Here is a 20,556-nt window from a genome sequence, read left to right on the forward strand (position 1 = left end):
ACAATTATTTTAAGTTTGTAATATTACCAACTTCAAATGTTTTTTTATCTGAAAGCTGAAATTTGTCTTTCAGTCCAGGTGTGATATAAACCTTATTATCTTTATCAACAAATACAGCCTCAATGTTTTTCAACTTTTCAACGTATTCGTAACCTTTTTTAGTTCCCATAGCGTATATCATTGTTGACAAACCATCACCATTGGTCTTATCTTTTCCTGAAATTAACAAGGTGATACTGGCAATATCATTCTCAAAAGGATAGCCTGTCTTAGGATTTAAAATATGACTGTATTTATGCCCATCAACTTCTAAATATCTCTCGTAAATTCCTGAAGTATTGACGTGCTCATTAGAAGCTTTAATAATCCCCATTTGAGTCCCAGTTGGATCATTTGGATTCTTAATTCCGATTGTCCACGGACTGTCAGCACCTCTCGGTGAATGACCAATCACATAAATCGAACTAGAACCCAAGTTGACAATTCCTGTGGTAACACCATCTTTTTTGAGTGAATCAACCATTTTCATGGCAACAAACCCTTTGACAATGGAACCCAAGTCCAAACGAGCGCCTTTTTGTGTCAGATAAATTGTTTCATTTTTATCATCAAATTTTATGTCATGATAATTAATTAAAGGCAAAACTTGATCAATTTCTGATTGAGCAGGCTTTCTAGCGTTATCCATTCCAATATTCCAAAGACTTGTCAGTGAACCAATTGTAATATCATAACCTAAATCTTTAGCTGAATAGTTATAACCAGCTTTAACTAATTCATATACATTTGAATTCACCTTGATAGGTTTAATTCCTGCATTTTGGTTAATCTCATCAATTTGTGAACCTGATTGATTAACGGTTGTTAAATTATTGTATTCAACAGGAAGTTTTAGAGCCTTTTCAACTGCAGCTTCTTTTCCTTTGTCATAAACAGTGACTTTAATGTAAGTTCCCATTGTCGTCACGTCTTTATTAATTGGTGACGTTAATAAATTACGATTATCTTTTTGACTAGATTTTCCATTAGCGCAAGCACTTAAGCTAATTAAACTAAGTGCTGCTAGAACCCAAATTATTATTTTTTTCATTCTCTAATTTTTACTGACAGACCTGTCAGCACCATCTTATTCAGTCAGAAAGTCTGTCAGTAACTGGCAGACTTTCTTTTCAATTATTCTTCGTTATTGTCAGTAGAAATTGTTTCATCAGTAAGTTCTGGCGCATCAACTTCTTCATCTTCAATGACTGGATCTACAAGTGCAAAGGTTACAATTTGTGCTTCATCATCAAGTCGCATTACTTTAACCCCTTGGGCAGCTCGACCAGTTTGAGAAATGTTAGCCACATTTGTACGGATAATAACCCCTGTATCTGTAATAACCATCAAATCTTCGTCACCATTGACAGCAGTTAAACCAGCTAATTTACCAGTTCTTTCTGTGACATTCATGACTTTCATCCCTTTACCACCACGGCCTTTTGTTGGATATTCTGAAGCCTGAGTTCGTTTACCAAGACCATTTTCTGAGATAACAAGGACTTCTTGACTGTCATCAATTCGTGAAGTTCCGACAACATAGTCGCCTTCTCTGAGGTTAACCCCTTTAACACCGGCTGCTGCACGTCCCATATCACGAACAACTGCACCTTTAAAGCGAACTGAGTATCCCAAATGAGTTCCGATAATCACCTCATCTTCACCCGAAGTTCTAAGCACATTAATCAGTTCGTCACCATCTCGGAGTTTCAAAGCCTTCAAACCATTTGTCCGAATATTGCTAAATTGACTGGTTGAAGTTCGTTTAACAATTCCGTTACGTGTTGTGAAGAAGAGATATTTCGCCGCTTGGTCACGGTCAACATTGATGATTGTTGCAATTTTTTCACCGTCATCAAGCTTGAGGAGATTGACAATTGGCAATCCTTTTGCTGTCCGACCGTATTCAGGAATTTCATATCCTTTCATTCGGTAAACACGTCCAAGATTTGTAAAGAAGAGTAAATGATCATGTGTTGATGTAGATACCAAATGTTGAACAAAGTCATCATCAGACATTCCCATTCCTTGAACACCACGTCCACCACGATTTTGGGCACGGAATTCGTCATTAGCTAGACGTTTGATATATCCTTTATTTGATAAAGTAATCAATACATCTTCTTCCTCAATCAAATCTTCATCTTCAAGAGTAAGAACTTCACCAACTAACAATTCTGTTCGACGTTTGTCAGCAAATTTACGTTTAACTTCTTCTAATTCTTCACGAATAATTTTCTTAACACGTTCAGGTTTTGCCAAAATATCGGCTAAGTCAGCAATCAAAGCGACTAAATCTTGATATTCTGCCTCAATTTTATCACGTTCCAATCCGGTCAAACGACGCAAACGCATATCAAGAATAGCTTGCGATTGTTTTTCAGAGAGGAGGAATTCATCCATCATTGTTTTTTGTGCAATGGCATCCGTTTGTGATTCACGGATAATTGTAATGATACGGTCAATATTGTCAAGAGCGATACGTAAACCTTCCAAGATATGTGCGCGTGCTTCTGCACGTGCTTTATCAAAGGCTGTACGACGTTCAACAACTTCTATTTGATGTTCAATATAATCAACTAAGATTTCTTTCAAAGAAAGAATTTTAGGAATTCCTTTTTCGATAGCCAACATATTGAAACCAAATGAAGTTTGCAAACTTGTTAGTTTGAACAGATTATTTAAGATAACGTGTGCTGATAAGTCACGACGAACTTCGATAACCACGCGAATTCCTTCACGGTTGGATTCATCACGAACCGCAGTCAATCCTTCAATTCGTTTTTCATGGTTTAAACGAACAATATGTTCAACCAACCGTGCTTTATTGACCATATATGGTAGTTCAGTCACAACAATACGTTCTTTCCCACCAGCCATTTCTTCAATGTGGGTTTTTGCACGTAATGTAATTGAACCTTTACCAGTTTCATAAGCACGGCGAATACCAGATTTACCCATAACCAAAGCCCCTGTTGGGAAGTCAGGTCCAGGAATCACAGACATTAAATCAGTAACTGATGCTTCTGGATTTTCCATGAGCATATCTACTGCATCGATTGTTTCACCCAGATTATGTGGTGGAATGTTTGTTGCCATCCCAACGGCAATCCCTGTGGTTCCATTAACTAAAAGGTTTGGAAAACGAGCAGGTAAAACGAGCGGTTCACGTTCAGTACCGTCGAAATTGTCCATGAAATCAACGGTATTTTTGTTGATATCACGCAACATTTCCATGGCAATTTTACTTAAACGAGCTTCGGTATAACGCATCGCTGCGGCACCGTCACCGTCCATTGAACCAAAGTTACCGTGTCCGTCAGCAAGCATATGACGATAAGACCACCATTGAGCCATACGTACCATTGCTTCATAGATTGAACTGTCTCCGTGTGGGTGATATTTACCCATAACTTCACCGACAATACGTGCCGATTTTTTATGTGGTTTATCTGGAGTATTTCCAAGTTCATTCATTCCGTAGAGAATACGACGGTGAACGGGTTTTAAACCATCACGTACATCAGGAAGTGCCCGTGCAACGATAACTGACATTGCATAGTCACGAAATGACGTCTTCATCTCCTCAACTAAATTGACATTGATAACATTTTTGTCTTGCATGTTTGCCTTGTAAAATCTCATTAAAATGAAATTTTACTTTCCTTTCTTGCTTTCGGAAGAGTTTGCCCCAATTGACAAACAGATTAACTATATTATACCAAATTTCACACAAAAAGTCAGCTTTTCTCATAGATATAGACTAGTTTTTACAATTTATCCTTAGATATTTTTAAGAATACTTATCCTTTTGTTTTATTCTAAAAAAAACATCAAAAAACCCTGAAAAAATCAGGGATAATCTGGCTTTATTCCACATTGAGCGAATTTAAATCAAGACCATTTGTTTTGCGTTGTTCACGACGAGCAATGAAAGGCAAAAGCATACCAAGTAAAATTAAAACAATTGGTGTCAAAATATTCGATGCAAGTTGGAACCACCATGCAGATGGATTAGCAGCATAGTCCAATTTTGGAACCATCCCTAACACGCAGGCGATGAGTGTAAAGAGGAAACACCAAGCACCAGCAATCATGGCTAGACGTTTTTGTTTGATAAATTTATATTCAGATTGAAAATGTTTTACTGCCCGATTTAACATAATGAAGGCAAAGAAGACCCAAAGATAACGCATTGGCATCACAACTGAATTTAAATTAGTCAACCATTTGACTAATTCATTCATATCTCCGATTCCAAGTAACGGTAAAAGAATAATGATACTTACAAGAATCCCTGTTAATGTATAACCATTTTTAAGCGTTCCTTTGTTCGTTTTTTTACGCAACCATGCTGAAACGAATTCTGGGTCAGCATCAGCAAGTAAAATGCGTAATGGCGCATCAATAGAGAAAGCTAAGGCAGCAATTTGTCCTACACCGTTAGTTAAAGCATAAACAATCATTAAAAAGTTTCCGACACCAAAGTGTTGACCTAAAATTTGGAATGCGGCATAAGCACCGTTAGCCATTAAATCATTTGGTAAATTACCGCTTGAGAAAATCATTCCCATGGCAATCGAACCTAAAACGGCACAGATACCAACCATTCCAGCAAGTAAAAACATCCCTCTTGGAAATTCTTTTGCTGGGTTTTTCGTTTGATTAACATAAGGAGAAATTTTTTCAGCACCACCGACAGCAAAAACCAGCATTGAGATAGTTGTGAAATAACTGAAGTCAAATTTAGGGATATAAGTTTTAATATTTCCCATGTCAGGCGTTGCAATGTGGAAATCTTTTGCGATAAAAGGTGCTCCAATCGCCATGACAATGAAAAGTAAACTCATAACAAACATTGCTGTTCCCGCAAGTCCACCAATCACTTTCAGAGTACTTAACCCTTTTGTTGACAACCATAAGAAAGCTAAAAAAATCGCTAATGAAATAAGAGCAACAGCGGTCATCGACATTTGACTGACCAGATTTCCGTTTCCTTGACCCACCCAACCAAAAGCAATCAAAATCGCTTGTGGTTTTTGAGCCAAATAAGGAATGTGAACTACCCAATAAGTCCATGCGGCATAATAAGCCAAGCGTTTCGTACTGGTATTTTCAACCCATGAACTGACCCCACCTTTACTATCTTTAAAAGTTGAACCCAGTTGACCAACAATAAGTGCATAGGGAATAAAGTACAAAGCCAAAATTAACAGCCATGAGGTAACAACAGTAATTCCTTGTTGGGCAAAGTTATTGACAACATTCCCCATTCCCCAAACCATGTTAAAGGCAATGAATGCGACGGTGAACTATCTAATTTTTTTAGTGTCCATAAAACTCCTTACGTGTTTTTTGAATAAATTGCGGACATTGACAATTTATTGTTTAGCGCTTTCTTTTAAGCGTCATTAAAATTATAAAATATTACAGTCTCTCCTGTCAATTTTTTACTGTAATCAAAAAAGATACTTAAATTTTTAAGTATCTTTTAAATATTAAGAAAAGTTTAAAGACTTTCAAGAGCTTCTTTAATCGCCGTTTTTCCATTGTGCATTGAAATGACTTTTCCAATTGAATGATCGGTCATCACTAATTCTTTGATAGTATCTGCCACATCTCCTATTGTGTTACTTGCAGAAACCTCATCATTAATATCAATCAATCCTGTTGCCTCTTCCTCTGTTAATGCTCCAGGTTGAATGATTGTATAATCTAAATTTGTTTCTTTAGTAAGATATAAATCAGCAAAATGTTTAGCAATATAATAATCTTTTAATGCATCAAAGCCGGCACCAATCCATTTTTCTGGTTGAAGAGAAAAAATCGTACTTAGTAAGATAAATCGTTTAACTTCTGCTTTCTCAGCTGCCTGCATGAGTTTGACAGCCCCATATAAGTCAACTTTCAATAAACTTTTTCCACCTGAGCCTGAAACATTAATAATTGCATCAATTCCATGTAATTGTTTGGCCATTTCCTCTGGTGTCCAATCAACATCAAAATGAACTGCTTTTACATTATTATATTGAGGAACTTGCTCAACTTTTCTTGCTCCAGCATAGATTTGATAGTCCGTTGTTGAGAGAGATTTAAGCAAACTTTTACCTACACGTCCGGTACTTCCAACGATAAATATTTACATTTTCTACCTCTTTTCTACTTCTTTTATTGTAACAAAAAACCACCTTGATGGTGATTTTAAGATGTTTTATTCTTCATCCATTGAGAGCACAGATAAGAAGGCTTCTTGAGGGACTTCTACTGAACCAATGGCTTTCATCCGCTTTTTACCGGCTTTTTGTTTTTCAAGGAGTTTTCGTTTGCGGGAAATATCACCACCATAACATTTGGCCAATACGTTTTTACGAAGAGCTTTAATATCTGAACGGGCAACGATTTTATTTCCGATAGTCGCTTGAATTGGCACTTCGAATTGTTGACGTGGAATGAGTTTTTTAAGTTTTTCAACAATGACTTTTCCGCGTTCAAAGGCAAAGTCTTTGTGGACAATGAAACTTAAGGCATCGACTTTTTCGGCATTTAAGAGAATGTCCATTTTCACAAGATTTGATGGACGATAATCAGAAATCTCATAATCAAAGCTGGCATAACCTTTAGTTGATGATTTAAGTTTATCAAAGAAATCAAAGACAATTTCACTCAATGGAATATTATATATGATATTGACCCGATTTGCGTCTAAATAATCCATTGTTAGGAAAATTCCACGTTTCCGTTGAGCTAATTCCATAACCGGACCAACGAAATCATTTGGTACCATGATTTGAGCTTTAACAAATGGTTCTTCGATGTTTTCAATGCGTGTAGGATCTGGGAATTCTGATGGGTTGGCTACTTCAAGGGTTTCACCGTCCGTTGTATTGATATGATAAACAACGGATGGCGCGGTCATGATCAAATCAATACCAAATTCACGTTCTAAACGCTCTTGAATGACATCCATATGCAAAAGACCGAGGAAACCACAACGGAATCCGAAACCAAGCGCTTGCGATGTTTCAGGTTCAAAACGAAGACTAGCATCATTTAATTGAAGTTTTTCTAGAGCTTCGCGCAAGTCATTGAATTTATTTGATTCAATTGGATAAATCCCCGCAAATACCATTGGATTCATTTCTTTATAACCCTTTAGCGCCTCAGTTGCTGGATTTGATGCGAGGGTCACGGTATCTCCGACACGTGTGTCCGCAACGGTTTTAATAGATGCTGCTACATAACCAACATCTCCAGCCATCAAGAAATCACGAGAAACAGCTTTTGGCGTGAAAATACCGACTTCTGTGACATCAAATTCTTTACCGTTACTCATCAATTGAATACGGTCCCCAACTTTAAGCGAGCCGTCAATGACCCGTATTTGAAGGATAACGCCTCGATATGCATCATAAACTGAGTCAAAAATCAAAGCCTTGAGCGGAGCGTCAACTTCACCTTGAGGGGCAGGAACTTTCTCAACAATCTGTTCAAGAATTTCTTCAATACCAATCCCAGCTTTGGCTGAAGCAAGAATGGCTTCAGAGGCATCTAAACCAATCACATCTTCAATTTCTTGACGGACCATTTCTGGGTCAGCAGCTGGTAGGTCAATCTTATTGATGACTGGTAAAATTTCAAGGTCATTATCCAAAGCAAGATAAACATTTGCAAGGGTTTGGGCTTCGATTCCTTGTGCGGCATCAACAACTAATATTGCTCCCTCACAGGCAGCAAGGCTTCGTGAAACTTCATAAGTAAAATCGACGTGACCCGGCGTGTCAATGAGGTGGAAAATATAAGTTTCACCATCTTTGGCTTTATAATTTAACTCAATAGCATTTAATTTAATGGTAATTCCGCGTTCACGTTCAAGGTCCATTGAGTCAAGAAGTTGAGCTTGCATTTCTCGTTTTGAAACAGTTTCAGTTTGCTCGAGAATACGGTCAGCAAGTGTTGATTTTCCGTGGTCAATATGGGCGATAATCGAAAAATTACGAATTTTTTCCTTACGCGCGTTCATTTCTTGTAGATTCATTTTGATTCCTTTATAAGAGTTCTTGTGGACCTAAACTGGTTTGAAATTTACTTTTCATCCACTGAACTTTCTTTTTGCTTTTTTATAACTAAAAATCAGTTAGAATAATTATAGCATATTTTGCAATAAAAAACCGCTCTTATTATGTAGAGAGCGGTTCTGTGAGAGCTATAATTACTTTTATTTTATAGCAAAATATTCTATAAATTACATTTTAATCAAATTACTGACTTCTCAATTGAATAGTAACAAAATTTGAGAAGTCTGTCTTCTATATCAGACAAAATTATTGAAATAAGTGCTGGTCAAAGTTTTCATCATCGTCAGGAAATTCTTGGTCAATTTTGGTTATTTTACCAATTTCAATCTCAAGATTTTCTGTAATGAAATTTTGGACATGTGCGGTAAAAGTTTTATCATCACTGACAAAATGTAAGTGAAAACCAAGACCAAAAAGGTCAGTCAAATGTTTTGGCGCCCAAACTCCAACCATAGTTCCAGAAATATTTTCTTTTGTAAAATAAGGTTGGTCAGCCATAATTTCGTCATAAGGACGAGTGTTATTGGCTGGTTTGCTACTGACTGTCACTTCTTTGAATTGACCAGTCATAACAATAGTATAAGCGGTATTTACTGTTGGAAATCGCTTGGTCAGTGCTGACAGAAAATCTTCTGAATTACTGACAGAGCTGTCAGTAAACTTTGCGATTGGCTGATGTTCGACCATTGCCACATAAGGCATTGTCTCATCTTCTTCAACTAATCGGACATGATTTTCTGAGTCCCCGTGATAAGCGATTCCATTGATAATGGTCACTTCTCCATTTGCAGTATCAAGTGTGCCGATACCGACTGATCCGTGTTCTAGTGCTTCTTTGAGGGTAATCGTTCCCTTGTAAAAACCACTAGAAAGTGTCGTAAAAGTATTGTGTTGGAATATTCTGCTATTCATAATGATATTATTTTATCACTTTTTTTTGTTAGTAGTATCAAATATGTTTTATAAATTTTTTTTCAAATTTTATAGAGCAAAAAATCCCTGTATTTGGTATAATATTGCTTATGACAATAAAAACTTCATTTGCAAAGTTTGCTGGTAATTCATCGCGCTTTGTCTTGGAAAAATTTTTCAAGCGCGGTTCAACTTTACCAGGAAAAATTGCTTTAAAATTTGATCCTGAAATTCTTAAATCACTGACAAAAAATTATGAAATCATTGTTGTGACTGGGACAAATGGAAAAACATTGACCACAGCACTGACCGTGGGAATTCTAGAAAAGGCTTTTGGACCGGTTGTGACAAATCCAACTGGGGCTAATATGATAACGGGGATTGTATCCACATTTTTGAAAGCTCCCAAAGCGAAAACTGGCGAAAAAAAATTTGCTGTTCTTGAGATTGATGAAGCGAGTTTGCCAAAAATCACTGAATATATCAAACCTTCGTTATTTGTGTTTACTAATATTTTCCGTGACCAAATGGACCGCTATGGCGAGATTTATACAACTTATGACTTTATTGTCAAGGGTGCGGCAAATAGTCCTAAAGGTACGGTTTTGTTAAATGGCGATAGTCCACTTTTCAACTCAAAAAAATTAGTTAATCCTGTAAAATACTATGGTTTCAACCATGAAAGCCATGAACCTACTCATGCTCATTACAATACTGAGGGGATTGTTTGTCCGGTTTGTCATCATATTTTGGCTTACAAGATGAATACCTATGCTAACTTAGGAAATTATATCTGTGAAAATTGTGGTTTTAGTCGTCCAGAATTAGATTATCAACTGACAGAATTATCAGAAATTACAAATACTTCTTCTAAATTTGTCATTGATGGGACAGATTATAAAATTAATGTTGGCGGACTTTATAATATTTATAATGCTCTTGCTGCTGTATCTGTCGCTGAATATTTCAATGTGCCAAAAGAAACAATTGCGGCTGGTTTTGAACTTTCTAAAGCAGTTTTTGGTCGTCAAGAAACGCTTGAAATTGACGGAAAAAAAGTAACCATTGTTTTGATTAAAAATCCAGTAGGTGCTAATCAAGCCCTTGAAATGATGAAATTAGCCAATTATCCTTTCACTTTAGTTAGCCTTTTAAATGCCAATTATGCTGACGGAATTGACACAAGTTGGATTTGGGATGCTAATTTTGAATTAATTAATGATATGGAAATTGACCAAATTATCACAGGTGGTGTTCGTTCATCTGAAATGGCTAGAAGAATGCGTGTGACAGGTTTTAATGCCGAAAATATTTCTGAACGCAAGGAACTTTCAGAAGTTTTAGAGGCAATTAAAGAGAGTCCAAAAGAGCATGTTTATATTTTGGCAACTTACACTGCCATGTTACAAATGCGTGAATTATTGGCTGAGGGTCATTATCTTGGAAAGGAAATGCGTTAAATGGCTTATATCTCTTTAAAATCAAATCTTGAAAATCCAAAGTATTCCCTCAATGTGGCTCATCTTTATGGTGATTTAATGAATACTTATGGTGATAATGGAAATATTCTCATGCTCAAGTATGTCGGAGAAAAATTAGGGGCAGAGATGACCTTCAATATCGTTTCTTTAGGTGATACTTTTGCAAAAGAAGATTATGACCTTGTTTTCTGGGGTGGTGGTCAAGATTATGAGCAAGAAATTATTGCTGATCAATCATTGATTGACTTGTCAGCACCTTTAAAAGATTACATTGAATCTGAAAAACCACTTCTTGCAATTTGCGGTGGTTATCAAATGCTCGGTCAGTACTATGTTAATTCCGAAGGGACAAAAATTCAAGGAACGGGAATTCTTGGACATTATACTGAAAATTTACGAACTGACCGTTTTATTGGTGATATTGAAACTCACAATGAAGAATTTGGTGAAACATATTATGGTTTTGAAAACCATTCAGGAATTACCTATCTGTCTGATGACGAAAAGCCACTAGGAACCGTCGTTTACGGTGGTGGAAATAATCCAGATGACCAAACCGAAGGTTTAATTTACAAAAATACTTTTGGAACTTATTTCCATGGGCCAATTCTTTCAAGAAATGCACGACTAGCTTATCGTTTGGTGACTACTGCTCTTTACCAAAAATATGGAGAAGAAATTCAACTCCCTGCTTTTGAAGAGATTTTAGCTGACGAAGATAAAGGCCAACAAATTGGTGACCTCAAACGTAAAGTTGAAAAATAATAAAAAAATTACTGATGAAATTTCTGTCAGTAATTTTTTTATTTCTTAAAAAGCTGTCAGTAAAAATATTAATGATTAATCTACTGATTTCAAAGCCCCAAGCATATCCACGGCTTTTAATTTGAAATGAACAACAATAGCTAGCAAAAGAGTAGTCGCAAAAGTAATTGCTGCCGATAATAAAAGATTTGTCCAAAGTAATCCCGGTGCAAACATAATTTGGTCAGCTGACAATTGGTTCATAATAACCTGATGGAAATAATCCCCCAAACCAAAACCAACCAGAATTCCTAAAAAGCTTAATAAAATCGTTTCTCGATAAATATAAAGTGTGACTTCACGGTCATAGAATCCTAAAACTTTGATTGTGGCTAATTCGCGAATTCTCTCGGAAACATTGATATTTGTTAAATTATATATGACAACAATCGCAAGTAAAATGGCACAAGTAATCAAAACAATCATGACACTATTAATGCCATACATAAAGGATTCAATCACCTTTTTGAGATCACTATTTTGTGAAACTGCTTGAATTCCGTCTTCTTGCATAAATTGAGCTGACATTTTTTGAATATTATTTGTAGACGCATTTTTCAACTTAATCAATTGGGCATTTGCCACAAAATCTTTTTTAAAAACCTTTTGGTAAACCGATTGATTCATGAAAATATAATGGCCCATATACATTTCAGTAATTGCTGCTACTTTTATCTTATGAGGCTGATTTTCACTATCTTTTAGTGTCAGAGAATCACCAACTTTAAGGTCTAAAAGTTCAGCAAATTTTTCTGAAAGGACTGCTCCAGAGTTATTTAATTCAATTTTTTGACTATTTTTACGAGATTTTAAGCTAATGTATTTTGATAAATCATCAGAACGATTTGTCGCAATTAAGTTAACCTCTTGTTTCTCTAATTTGCCACTGGCTTCTTTTGTCAAATTTTCAAAGGCAATCGGCAAATAATTCTCAATTTCTGATGAGGCTAACTCTTTATCTATCTCTTCTTTTTCTTTGTCATTTACTTTATTTTTTTCAATAGTAATCATGTCATAGTGCAAAATTTGACCAAATTGTTTATTTGATAAACCAGAAATGGAATCACGAATTCCAAATCCCATGACAAGTAAAGCGGTACAGCCAGCGACACCAAAGATAGTCATTAACATTCTCTTTTTATAGCGAAATAGATTTCGAGCCGTCACTTTATAAGTAAAACTCATTCTTTTCCAAATAAAATTAATTTTCTCTAAAAGAATCCGTGAGCCTGCTTTTGGTACTTTTGCTAAAAAGAGACTGGCTGGTACTTCTTTTAGTTCCATTCGGACAACCCAATATGCTGGCAAAAGACTACAAGCTATAGCTATCGCAAAAGCAACTATTGTCCATAAAGGAGATAATGTTAACCGTAAATTGCTAAAGGTAGATGAAGCTGTGTAAGCATTAAATACCGCTATCGGCAAAAAGGTATGTCCAATAATTGTTCCTACTAAAGCTCCTAAACCGCTAGAAACTAATCCATAGACCATAAATTTCTTACGAATATCACGGTTAGAATATCCCAAAGCCTTCAGTAACCCAAGATTTCCTCGCTCTTCTTCCACAAAACGAGTCATTGTTGTCAAACTCACTAATAAAGCAATCGCAAAAAGAACTACTGGAAAAATATTTGAAAGACTGTCAATTCTTGTTGAATCATCTAAAAATGTCTTGTAACCCGGATTTCCTTCTTTACGATTATTAATTTGATAAGTCGGTTTTTCAAGCTGGTTTAGGGCTGTTTCCTGCTTTGCAAGCTCTGCTTTAGCTTTAGCAATCTTTTCTTTTCCATCATTATTTTGATTTTGGCCTGCATTGATTTGCTCAATCGCTTGAGCGGATGCATTTTCCCCAATTTGATTCTTTTGTGCGATTAATTGATTTTCTTGCTGAGTGAGTTGATTTTCTTCCTCAACTATTTGACTTTTCGCTTCATTAATCTGTTTTTCTGGGCCAGTTTTCAGTGCTGCCAAGCGTTTTTCTGGTTGATTCTTAAAAGTATTTTCTAAGGTTTTTTGTTCGGTTTTTAAACGGCTATCATATTTACTATCAAAAATGGAGATATTTTGTAAGTTTTTATAGGATAGGCGAGCAATCATATAAACATCAGAATCAAAGGCTTCCTTGGTAACAAGCGCATAACCATTAAGTTTACCCGTTCCGACTGTCGTTGAGCCAAAATCACTTTTATCGACATATTCACTTGATTTCACAAATCCAACAATTTTAAAGGAATGATTTTTTATCAAATCAGAATCCTTAGATTTGGGAGGGGTAAAATCAATGGTTTGTCCTATTTTATATTGTCCATCATATAAATAATCTAAAGCAATTTCTGAATCTTTTTGAGGCAACTTGCCTGACATTAACTCATAAGTTGACAATTCATCTGGTTTAGAAAATAAACGCAGACTATTTTCTTTTCCTTTGATTACCAAATCTTGAAAATAGCCAAATTCTGCTTTTTTTACACCCTTGGTTTCGTTAATTAATTGCTGGTCAGAATGGTCCAATCCCAAAGTTGAAGTTAGCGTCAAATCTGCTAAATGATGTTGAGCATAAAAATCTTCCGCTGTCCTTCTCATATCGGGTCCAGAAACTTTTAGTCCGACAAAAGCGAAAGTCCCTAACAACATCAAGGAAAAAATAGAAATAAAGCGACCTAATGAACCCGTAATTGACCTGCGAATTTCTTTATTTAAAGTTTTTTTTCGCATAGCTTACCACTCAATTCTATCGATATCTTCTGGTTGGCTATTATTATCAATTTGTTTAATTTTTCCATCATGCATTTGAATGACACGGTTGGCAATTGGAGCAATTGCAGCATTATGCGTGACAATAATAACTGTTTTTCCTTCTTTTCTGGCCATATCTTGAAGAATTTTCAAGATTTGTTTTCCTGTATGATAATCCAAGGCACCGGTTGGTTCATCACAAAGCAAGATTTTTGGATTTTTGGCTATGGCACGCGCAATCGCTACTCTTTGCTGCTCGCCACCAGAAAGTTGCGAAGGAAAATTATGAAGCCGATGTTCCAGACCGACACTCTTCAGCACTTCTTTAGCATCAAGAGCATTTTCGACAATTTCAGAAGCTAATTCGATATTTTCTAGTGCTGTCAAATTATTGACAAGATTATAAAATTGAAAAACGAAACCAACGGCATAACGTCGGTAGGTAATCAATTCTTTGTTTGAAAAATTAGAGATTTTTTCCTCATCAATAATAACCTCTCCCTCATCATTTGTATCCATTCCTCCTAAAATATTTAGGACTGTTGATTTACCTGCCCCAGAGGAACCTAAAATGACAGCCAATTCTCCTTTTTCAATTTCAAAATTTACTTGGTCATTGGCATAAATCTTCTCTTGTCCTGATTGATAGATTTTAGACTCATTAATCACTTCAATAAATGTCATCTTATCCCTCCTTTTTGTTGTAAACGTTTTAGTTAATTATATCATAATTACATTTTACTTCTTATTCAAGTCCTCATCATTTTTAATAAAAAAATTACTGACAGAAATCCTGTCAGTAATTTTTTGTTTATTTCCAAAAATCATCAAAAACACTAATTGGTAAGTGACGTTTATGTTGTGTTTTCTTCCACCATGCTTCGATTTTAGCCTTAGCATCCTCAGAAATCACTTTACCTTCTGTGTAGTCATCAATATCATTGTAAGTCACACCTAATGCAATCTCGTCAGCAAGTCCTGGTTTTCCTTCTTCAAGGTCTGCAGTCGGAACTTTCTCATAAATGGCTGGGTCAGCGCCAAGTTCAGCCAAGAGTGCTTTTCCTTGGCGTTTATTTAAGCGGAAAAGAGGGAGCAAGTCTGCTCCACCATCACCAAATTTTGTGAAAAATCCAGTAATATTTTCTGCTGCATGGTCTGTTCCAAGAACAGCTCCTTGATATTGACCAGCCACAGCATATTGCGTAATCATACGTTGCCGTGCCTTAATATTTCCTTTGTTGAAATCTGATACTTCAATTCCAGCTTCATTGAGGGCTGCCACTTGTCCTTCAACAGCAGCTTTAATATTTACTGTCAAACTGACATCGGGTTGAATGAAAGCAAGCGCACGTTGGGCATCTTCTTCATCAGCTTGAACACCATATGGCAGGCGAATTGCTACAAATTTATAAGTCTCATCAGCAGTTTCTTGACGCATTTCTTCGATAGCAATTTGAACCAGACGACCTGCTAAACTAGAATCTTGACCACCAGAAATCCCTAATACAAAAGACTTAATGAAAGGATATTTTTTTAGATAATCTTTCAAAAAATCAACTGACACCCTAATTTCTTCTTTAGGATCAATGACTGGTTTCACACCAAGTTCTTTAATAATTTCATCTTGTAATGTCATTTTATCTTCCTTTTACTGACAGTTTCTATATTTTACTGACAGCTCTGTCATTAACTATTTTTAATCTAAAATTTTGCTCATATAGAATTCATCAATGTATTTCCCATCAACACACACTGCCTCACGGCGAACGCCTTCTATTGTGAATCCATGTTTTTGAAAAAGGGCAATCGCAGCATAGTTATTAATCATTACCGTTAATTCCAACCGTTTTACTGCTTTTTCTTTTGCCCATCTTTCTAATTCCTCAAAAAGTTGAGAACCAATTCCTTGGTGTTGAAATTCTTCAATAATTCCTACAACAACATAAGCCGTATTTCTAATTCGATTAGCGTTCCCTCTTTTGGCTGACAGAAATCCAACAAATTTTCCATCAACATCAGCACCAACTAAAAAATCAAAACGTGAAATTCGACCAATTGTTCGGCTAAAATCAAATCTTCGCTCCTCTGGTTCAAGCATCATGAACTTACTTTCTGTATCCAATTGCTTTTGGACATCCCAGAAAAGTCTTGCATCACAGAGGTCTATTCGTCTTATTCTCATCATTCATCATCCAATCTCGTCATTGATACTGTTGTACGCACCTGTGAAATTAGGCGCATTTTATGATTCCATAATTCTTGTGACAAATCTACTGGGTAAGGTTGAGGATTCAAATCACGTTTATATTCATCCCAAAGTTCCTCAAGGTTTTCACGAGCAAATTCTTTAATTTCTTGCAAGCTTGGCAATCCATAAATCAATTCGCCGTCCACAAAAATATCTTTCAAAAGTGGATTGGCATTGAAGTCTCGCACATTTTTATTGATGTAGGTATAAAGCGGGTGGAACATGTAAATTTCTTCTGCTACATCTGGGCGTTCATCAGAAAATGTAATATAATCCCCCTCTGATTTGCCATCTGCTTTTTTGGTGATTCGCCAAACTTGTTTTTTACCTGGTGTAGAAACTTTTTCAGCATTACTTGAAAGTTTAATGGTATCCTGCATTTGACCACTTTCATCTTCCATAGATACTAATTTATAAACTGCACCAAGCGCTGGCTGATCATAAGCCGTAATTAATTTAGTTCCAACTCCCCAAACATCAATTTTTGCTTTTTGCATTTTTAAACTTAAAATTGTGTTTTCATCTAAATCATTTGAAGCGTAGATTTTTGCATCAGTAAATCCTGCTTCATCAAGTTGCTGACGAACTTTTTTCGAGATATAGGCCATATCTCCAGAATCAATTCGTACACCTTGGAAATTAATTTTATCGCCAAATTCACGCGCCACTTTAATCGCTGAAGGAACTCCAACTCTTAAAGTATCATAAGTATCCACAAGGAAGACACAATCTTTATGTGTCTGTGCGTATGCTTTAAAAGCCTCATAATCATTTCCATAAGATTGAACCAAAGCATGAGCATGTGTTCCACTAGCCTTCAAACCAAAGATTTTAGCTGCACGAACGTTTGATGTCGCATCAGCACCACCAATGATTGCTGCTCGTGTTCCCCAAATGGCTGCATCCATTTCTTGAGCGCGTCTTGTCCCAAATTCCAACAAAGGGTCATCCCCAATTACAGATTTGATACGAGCAGCTTTAGTAGCAATCAAAGTTTGGAAATTTATAATATTAAGAATAGCTGTTTCGACCAACTGACATTCCGCAAGCGAACCTTCAACCTGCACTAAAGGTTCGTTAGCAAAAGCAAGTTGTCCTTCTTGCATCGCTCTAACTGTTCCTGTAAAACGCAATTCTTTTAAATAATTTAGAAAATCTTCCGGATAATCTAATTCACGCAAATAGGCAATATCTGTTTCCGAGAATTTAAGATTCTTTAAATAATCAACCATTCTTTCTAAACCAGCAAAAACAGCATAACCATTTTTAAAGGGCATCTCACGGAAAAAAACCTCAAAGACCGCCTGACGCTGATGTCGTCCAAGCTCAAAGTAAGTTTGCATCATATTAATTTGATATAAGTCCGTATGTAATGTAAGACTGTCGTCTTGATATAGATGTGGCATAATTTTTTCTCCCATATTCACTTCCGCTAATCATACCGATTTTAACGCAATTCTAATCTTTATTTTATCAAATTTTGCCCTAAATTTGTACTGGGAACCCTTTATAATTATACAATAAATTATAATTTAAATTTCGCCATGTATTTTATATAAAACTAGTCAATTTTTTGCTCCACTTATGTTTTTTGTACTACAATAGAAGTAATGGAGAAAGGAGAGGATTATGATTAGTTATCTAAAGAAACTACTTAAACAAAATGATAGTGTAAAAATCCACTTAATAGACGGAAGTGTCGTCTCTGCCTTACATTTCAAGAAAGGTTACAGCAACGGAAATTGCCTTGTAATTGATGAGGATAACACCGAGCATTATATTAACAGTAGATACATTGTCCAAATCGAATCTTAAATTAAAGAACTCCCTTGAGGAGTTTTTCTTTAGTCTTATAGATTGCGATGAGCTATGGTACAATATAAATTGACTGATTCAAAATATTGGTAGATTAAATAATTTCAAAAATTAAGGAGAAAGCCCCCTTATGGATAAAGGGAACAGAAAAAAAGTAGGTCTATTAGGAGGAAATTTTAATCCAATTCATCATGCTCATTTAATGATGGCTGACCAAGTTGCCCAACAAATGAATTTGGATAAGGTATTACTAATGCCTGAAAATATTCCACCTCATGTCGATGAAAAAGAAACCATTTCTGCAAAACATCGAGTTAAAATGCTTGAGTTAGCAATCAAAGAAAATCCTAGACTCGGTCTTGAGTTGATTGAAATTGAACGTGGTGGAAAATCTTACAGTTATGACACGCTCAAACTCCTGACTGAAGCTAATCCTGATACCGATTATTATTTCATTATTGGTAGCGACATGGTGGAATATCTTCCCAAATGGTACAAAATTGATGAACTCCTAAAACTTGTGACATTCATTGCCTTAAGAAGAACGGATACAATCTCCAAAAGTCCTTATCCTGTTACTTGGCTTGATGCTCCCTTGTTACCAATTTCTAGTACAATGCTAAGGGAAATGTTTGCCAAAAATATTGAACCCACTTACTTCTTACCTCAAAACGTTATTGATTACATTAAAACTGAAAAATTATATAAAAAAAGATGACCCAGAGAGGTCATCTTTTTGTTTAAACTTCCAAATTTAGAACTTCTTGCGCATAAATGGATGAATTTCCATTCAAAACGTAGGCAATTGTCATAATTGGTAGGATATATTGAACCGAACCAAAGCCAAAGACCTCCGCAGCAATAAAAATTGGCCCAAAATAAGAGTTTGTTGCGGCTGAAAAAATTGAAACATAACCCGCAGCAGCCACAAATTCGACAGGTAAACCAAAGAGCATAGCCAAAGCTGCACCCAATGTTGAACCAATAGCAAAGAGTGGTGTGACCTCCCCACCTTGGAATCCAGCAGAAATTGATAAAACCGTAAAGATTAATTTTAATATCCAATCATATCCATTGATATGTCCACCATTAAAACTTAAAGAAATCAAATTTGTCCCAAGACCAGCATAACGGTCCAAATGAATAACAAGTAAACCAATTGAGATGACAATTCCCATCAAAATAATTCTATAATAAGGATTAACAATTCTTTTAGCGACGGTTGCTTTCATAAAAGCTAAAGATTCCGCAAAAAATCTTCCTACAAGTCCAAAACAAACGGCAATGACAGCCAATTTTAAAAGAACCAAAGGGTCAATATGAATGTTAGTATTGATTGCGAAAGAAAATTTTTCTAATCCCAAACTGCTTGAAGTCCAACTTGCAACATATGAACCAACCAAAGCTGGGATTAAAGCTCTATACTCAATTTTACCCAACATTAAAATTTCAATAGCAAAGAAAGTTGCCGCGATTGGCGTTTGAAAGAGCCCTGCAAAACCAGCAGCCATACCAGTAATCAAAAGTATTTTTTTAGCTTCTTTTGCTGAGAGTTTTTTACCAATCGCATGTCCAATCACACCACCAATTTGAACTGCAACTCCTTCACGACCAACACTGGCACCAAACAAATGAGAAAGCCAAGTCGAGAAAACAATCAGCGGAACAAGACGTTTTGGAATATCTTCTCGCCCATGATTCCCCGCTTCAAAAATTAGGACCATTCCTTTTTGGCTGTCTTTACCAAAATTCTTATAAATATAAACGATTAAGAGACCAGCTAAGGTTAAAAATGGAATTAAATATAGGGCATGACTATCTCTAAATTCAGTAATATAGATAAGCCCTCGACCAAATATAGCATCAACAATACCAATTAATCCCCCAATAATTACAGCTAAGAAGACATATAAAATTGCGCTTCTTGAAATTCCTACTTTAAAAAAATTCATTTTTGAAACTCCTTGTTTGTGAGTTTAACTCACTTTATAATATTTTACAAAACAAAAGGCGCTACAAACAAGACTACTTGGAGATAGCCTTTTGTTTGTAGGCGCCATTAGTTTTAAGATTTTATTCTTAAAGCGGTTTCGGGTGTGCACCATACCCATCATTTATTAATATTTATTTTAACATTTTATGAAATATTTGCAAGAAAAAGCTCAGTCGCGCATCCCATTCTTACGTTGAATTTCTTTAAGTTTATCCGGAGTAACATCTTCTCCTGTTTTTTCATCAATAACTTTGATGGTTTCAACTTGTGAGCGGAAATTTGCTTTAACACTATCGAGGTAAGCACGACGTAAAAGGGCTTGTTCTTCAAGCTCAGCTTCTGATAATCCTTCTGCTTTCTTCTTACGCGCTAATTCATTAATACGTTCTACTTGTTCATTTGTAATTGCCATTTCTTAGTTCCTTTCTTCATGAATATTGTTAAAATTAC

The 20,556-nt window shown here is 35.8% G+C and carries 15 protein-coding genes, 1 pseudogene and 1 riboswitch; of the genes and pseudogenes, 3 read left to right on the top strand and 13 right to left on the bottom strand.

Features of this window, described 5'->3' with window-relative positions; translation table 11 throughout:
- Window positions 1-4: 4 nt before the first annotated feature.
- The 6 genes and pseudogenes from MHB61_RS03375 to MHB61_RS03400 form a co-directional block, all read right to left on the bottom strand.
- Window positions 5-1,090, bottom strand: a complete 1,086-nt coding sequence (locus MHB61_RS03375; RefSeq protein ID WP_003132052.1) for an FAD:protein FMN transferase — start codon at window positions 1,088-1,090, stop codon at window positions 5-7.
- An 83-nt stretch (window positions 1,091-1,173) separates the two neighbouring features.
- Window positions 1,174-3,663, bottom strand: coding sequence for a DNA gyrase subunit A (gene gyrA, locus MHB61_RS03380; protein WP_010905763.1), 2,490 nt, complete (start codon window positions 3,661-3,663; stop codon window positions 1,174-1,176).
- A 245-nt stretch (window positions 3,664-3,908) separates the two neighbouring features.
- A pseudogene (locus MHB61_RS03385) lies at window positions 3,909-5,375 on the bottom strand (APC family permease).
- Window positions 5,376-5,548: 173 nt separating this feature from the next.
- A complete protein-coding gene (locus MHB61_RS03390; RefSeq protein WP_310915992.1) occupies window positions 5,549-6,178 on the bottom strand; it encodes an SDR family oxidoreductase in 630 nt (209 codons plus the stop codon).
- A 72-nt stretch (window positions 6,179-6,250) separates the two neighbouring features.
- Window positions 6,251-8,074, bottom strand: a complete 1,824-nt coding sequence (lepA, locus tag MHB61_RS03395) for a translation elongation factor 4 (protein WP_003132048.1) — start codon at window positions 8,072-8,074, stop codon at window positions 6,251-6,253.
- A gap of 286 nt (window positions 8,075-8,360) precedes the next feature.
- Complete coding sequence (locus MHB61_RS03400; protein ID WP_003132047.1) at window positions 8,361-9,026, bottom strand: acetolactate decarboxylase; 666 nt, start codon at window positions 9,024-9,026, stop codon at window positions 8,361-8,363.
- 110 nt (window positions 9,027-9,136) lie between these two features.
- On the opposite strand from MHB61_RS03400, the gene murT reads away from it, so the two are divergent.
- Window positions 9,137-10,486 carry a lipid II isoglutaminyl synthase subunit MurT gene (gene murT, locus MHB61_RS03405; RefSeq protein ID WP_003132046.1) on the top strand — a complete coding sequence of 450 codons (1,350 nt, stop codon included), beginning with the start codon at window positions 9,137-9,139 and terminating at the stop codon, window positions 10,484-10,486.
- On the top strand, window positions 10,487-11,272 hold the full coding sequence (gene gatD, locus MHB61_RS03410; protein WP_010905760.1) for a lipid II isoglutaminyl synthase subunit GatD: 786 nt from the start codon (window positions 10,487-10,489) through the stop codon (window positions 11,270-11,272).
- A gap of 75 nt (window positions 11,273-11,347) precedes the next feature.
- Here the strand turns inward: gatD and MHB61_RS03415 are convergent, their stop codons facing one another.
- The 5 genes from MHB61_RS03415 to MHB61_RS03435 form a co-directional block, all read right to left on the bottom strand.
- On the bottom strand, window positions 11,348-14,029 hold the full coding sequence (locus tag MHB61_RS03415; RefSeq protein ID WP_014570573.1) for an FtsX-like permease family protein: 2,682 nt from the start codon (window positions 14,027-14,029) through the stop codon (window positions 11,348-11,350).
- Between the two features lie 3 nt (window positions 14,030-14,032).
- Window positions 14,033-14,734, bottom strand: a complete 702-nt coding sequence (locus MHB61_RS03420) for an ABC transporter ATP-binding protein (RefSeq protein WP_004255356.1) — start codon at window positions 14,732-14,734, stop codon at window positions 14,033-14,035.
- A gap of 127 nt (window positions 14,735-14,861) precedes the next feature.
- Window positions 14,862-15,686, bottom strand: a complete 825-nt coding sequence (nadE, locus tag MHB61_RS03425) for an ammonia-dependent NAD(+) synthetase (protein ID WP_137015833.1) — start codon at window positions 15,684-15,686, stop codon at window positions 14,862-14,864.
- A 60-nt stretch (window positions 15,687-15,746) separates the two neighbouring features.
- A complete protein-coding gene (locus MHB61_RS03430; protein WP_010905757.1) occupies window positions 15,747-16,235 on the bottom strand; it encodes a GNAT family N-acetyltransferase in 489 nt (162 codons plus the stop codon).
- The gene (locus MHB61_RS03435) at window positions 16,232-17,704 is read right to left on the bottom strand and encodes a nicotinate phosphoribosyltransferase (RefSeq protein ID WP_031296478.1); all 1,473 of its coding nucleotides are present in this window, start codon (window positions 17,702-17,704) and stop codon (window positions 16,232-16,234) included. Before MHB61_RS03435 ends, MHB61_RS03430 begins: the two co-directional genes overlap by 4 nt.
- 539 nt (window positions 17,705-18,243) lie before the next feature.
- Here MHB61_RS03435 and MHB61_RS03440 point away from each other — a divergent pair.
- A complete protein-coding gene (locus MHB61_RS03440; RefSeq protein ID WP_004255345.1) occupies window positions 18,244-18,831 on the top strand; it encodes a nicotinate-nucleotide adenylyltransferase in 588 nt (195 codons plus the stop codon).
- A gap of 22 nt (window positions 18,832-18,853) precedes the next feature.
- Here MHB61_RS03440 and MHB61_RS03445 read toward each other — a convergent pair whose 3' ends face one another.
- Both MHB61_RS03445 and MHB61_RS03450 read right to left on the bottom strand, forming a co-directional pair.
- Window positions 18,854-20,065: a voltage-gated chloride channel family protein gene (locus MHB61_RS03445; RefSeq protein ID WP_137015831.1), complete on the bottom strand. Its 1,212-nt coding sequence runs from the start codon at window positions 20,063-20,065 to the stop codon at window positions 18,854-18,856.
- Window positions 20,066-20,156: 91 nt separating this feature from the next.
- Window positions 20,157-20,231: riboswitch (Fluoride riboswitch) on the bottom strand.
- A 44-nt stretch (window positions 20,232-20,275) separates the two neighbouring features.
- A complete protein-coding gene (locus MHB61_RS03450) occupies window positions 20,276-20,518 on the bottom strand; it encodes a DUF896 domain-containing protein (protein ID WP_004255340.1) in 243 nt (80 codons plus the stop codon).
- Window positions 20,519-20,556 lie beyond the last annotated feature (38 nt).

Origin of the sequence: Lactococcus sp. FSL K6-0773, assembly GCF_038006485.1 — a bacterium.
GTDB classification, from domain to species: domain Bacteria; phylum Bacillota; class Bacilli; order Lactobacillales; family Streptococcaceae; genus Lactococcus; species Lactococcus lactis.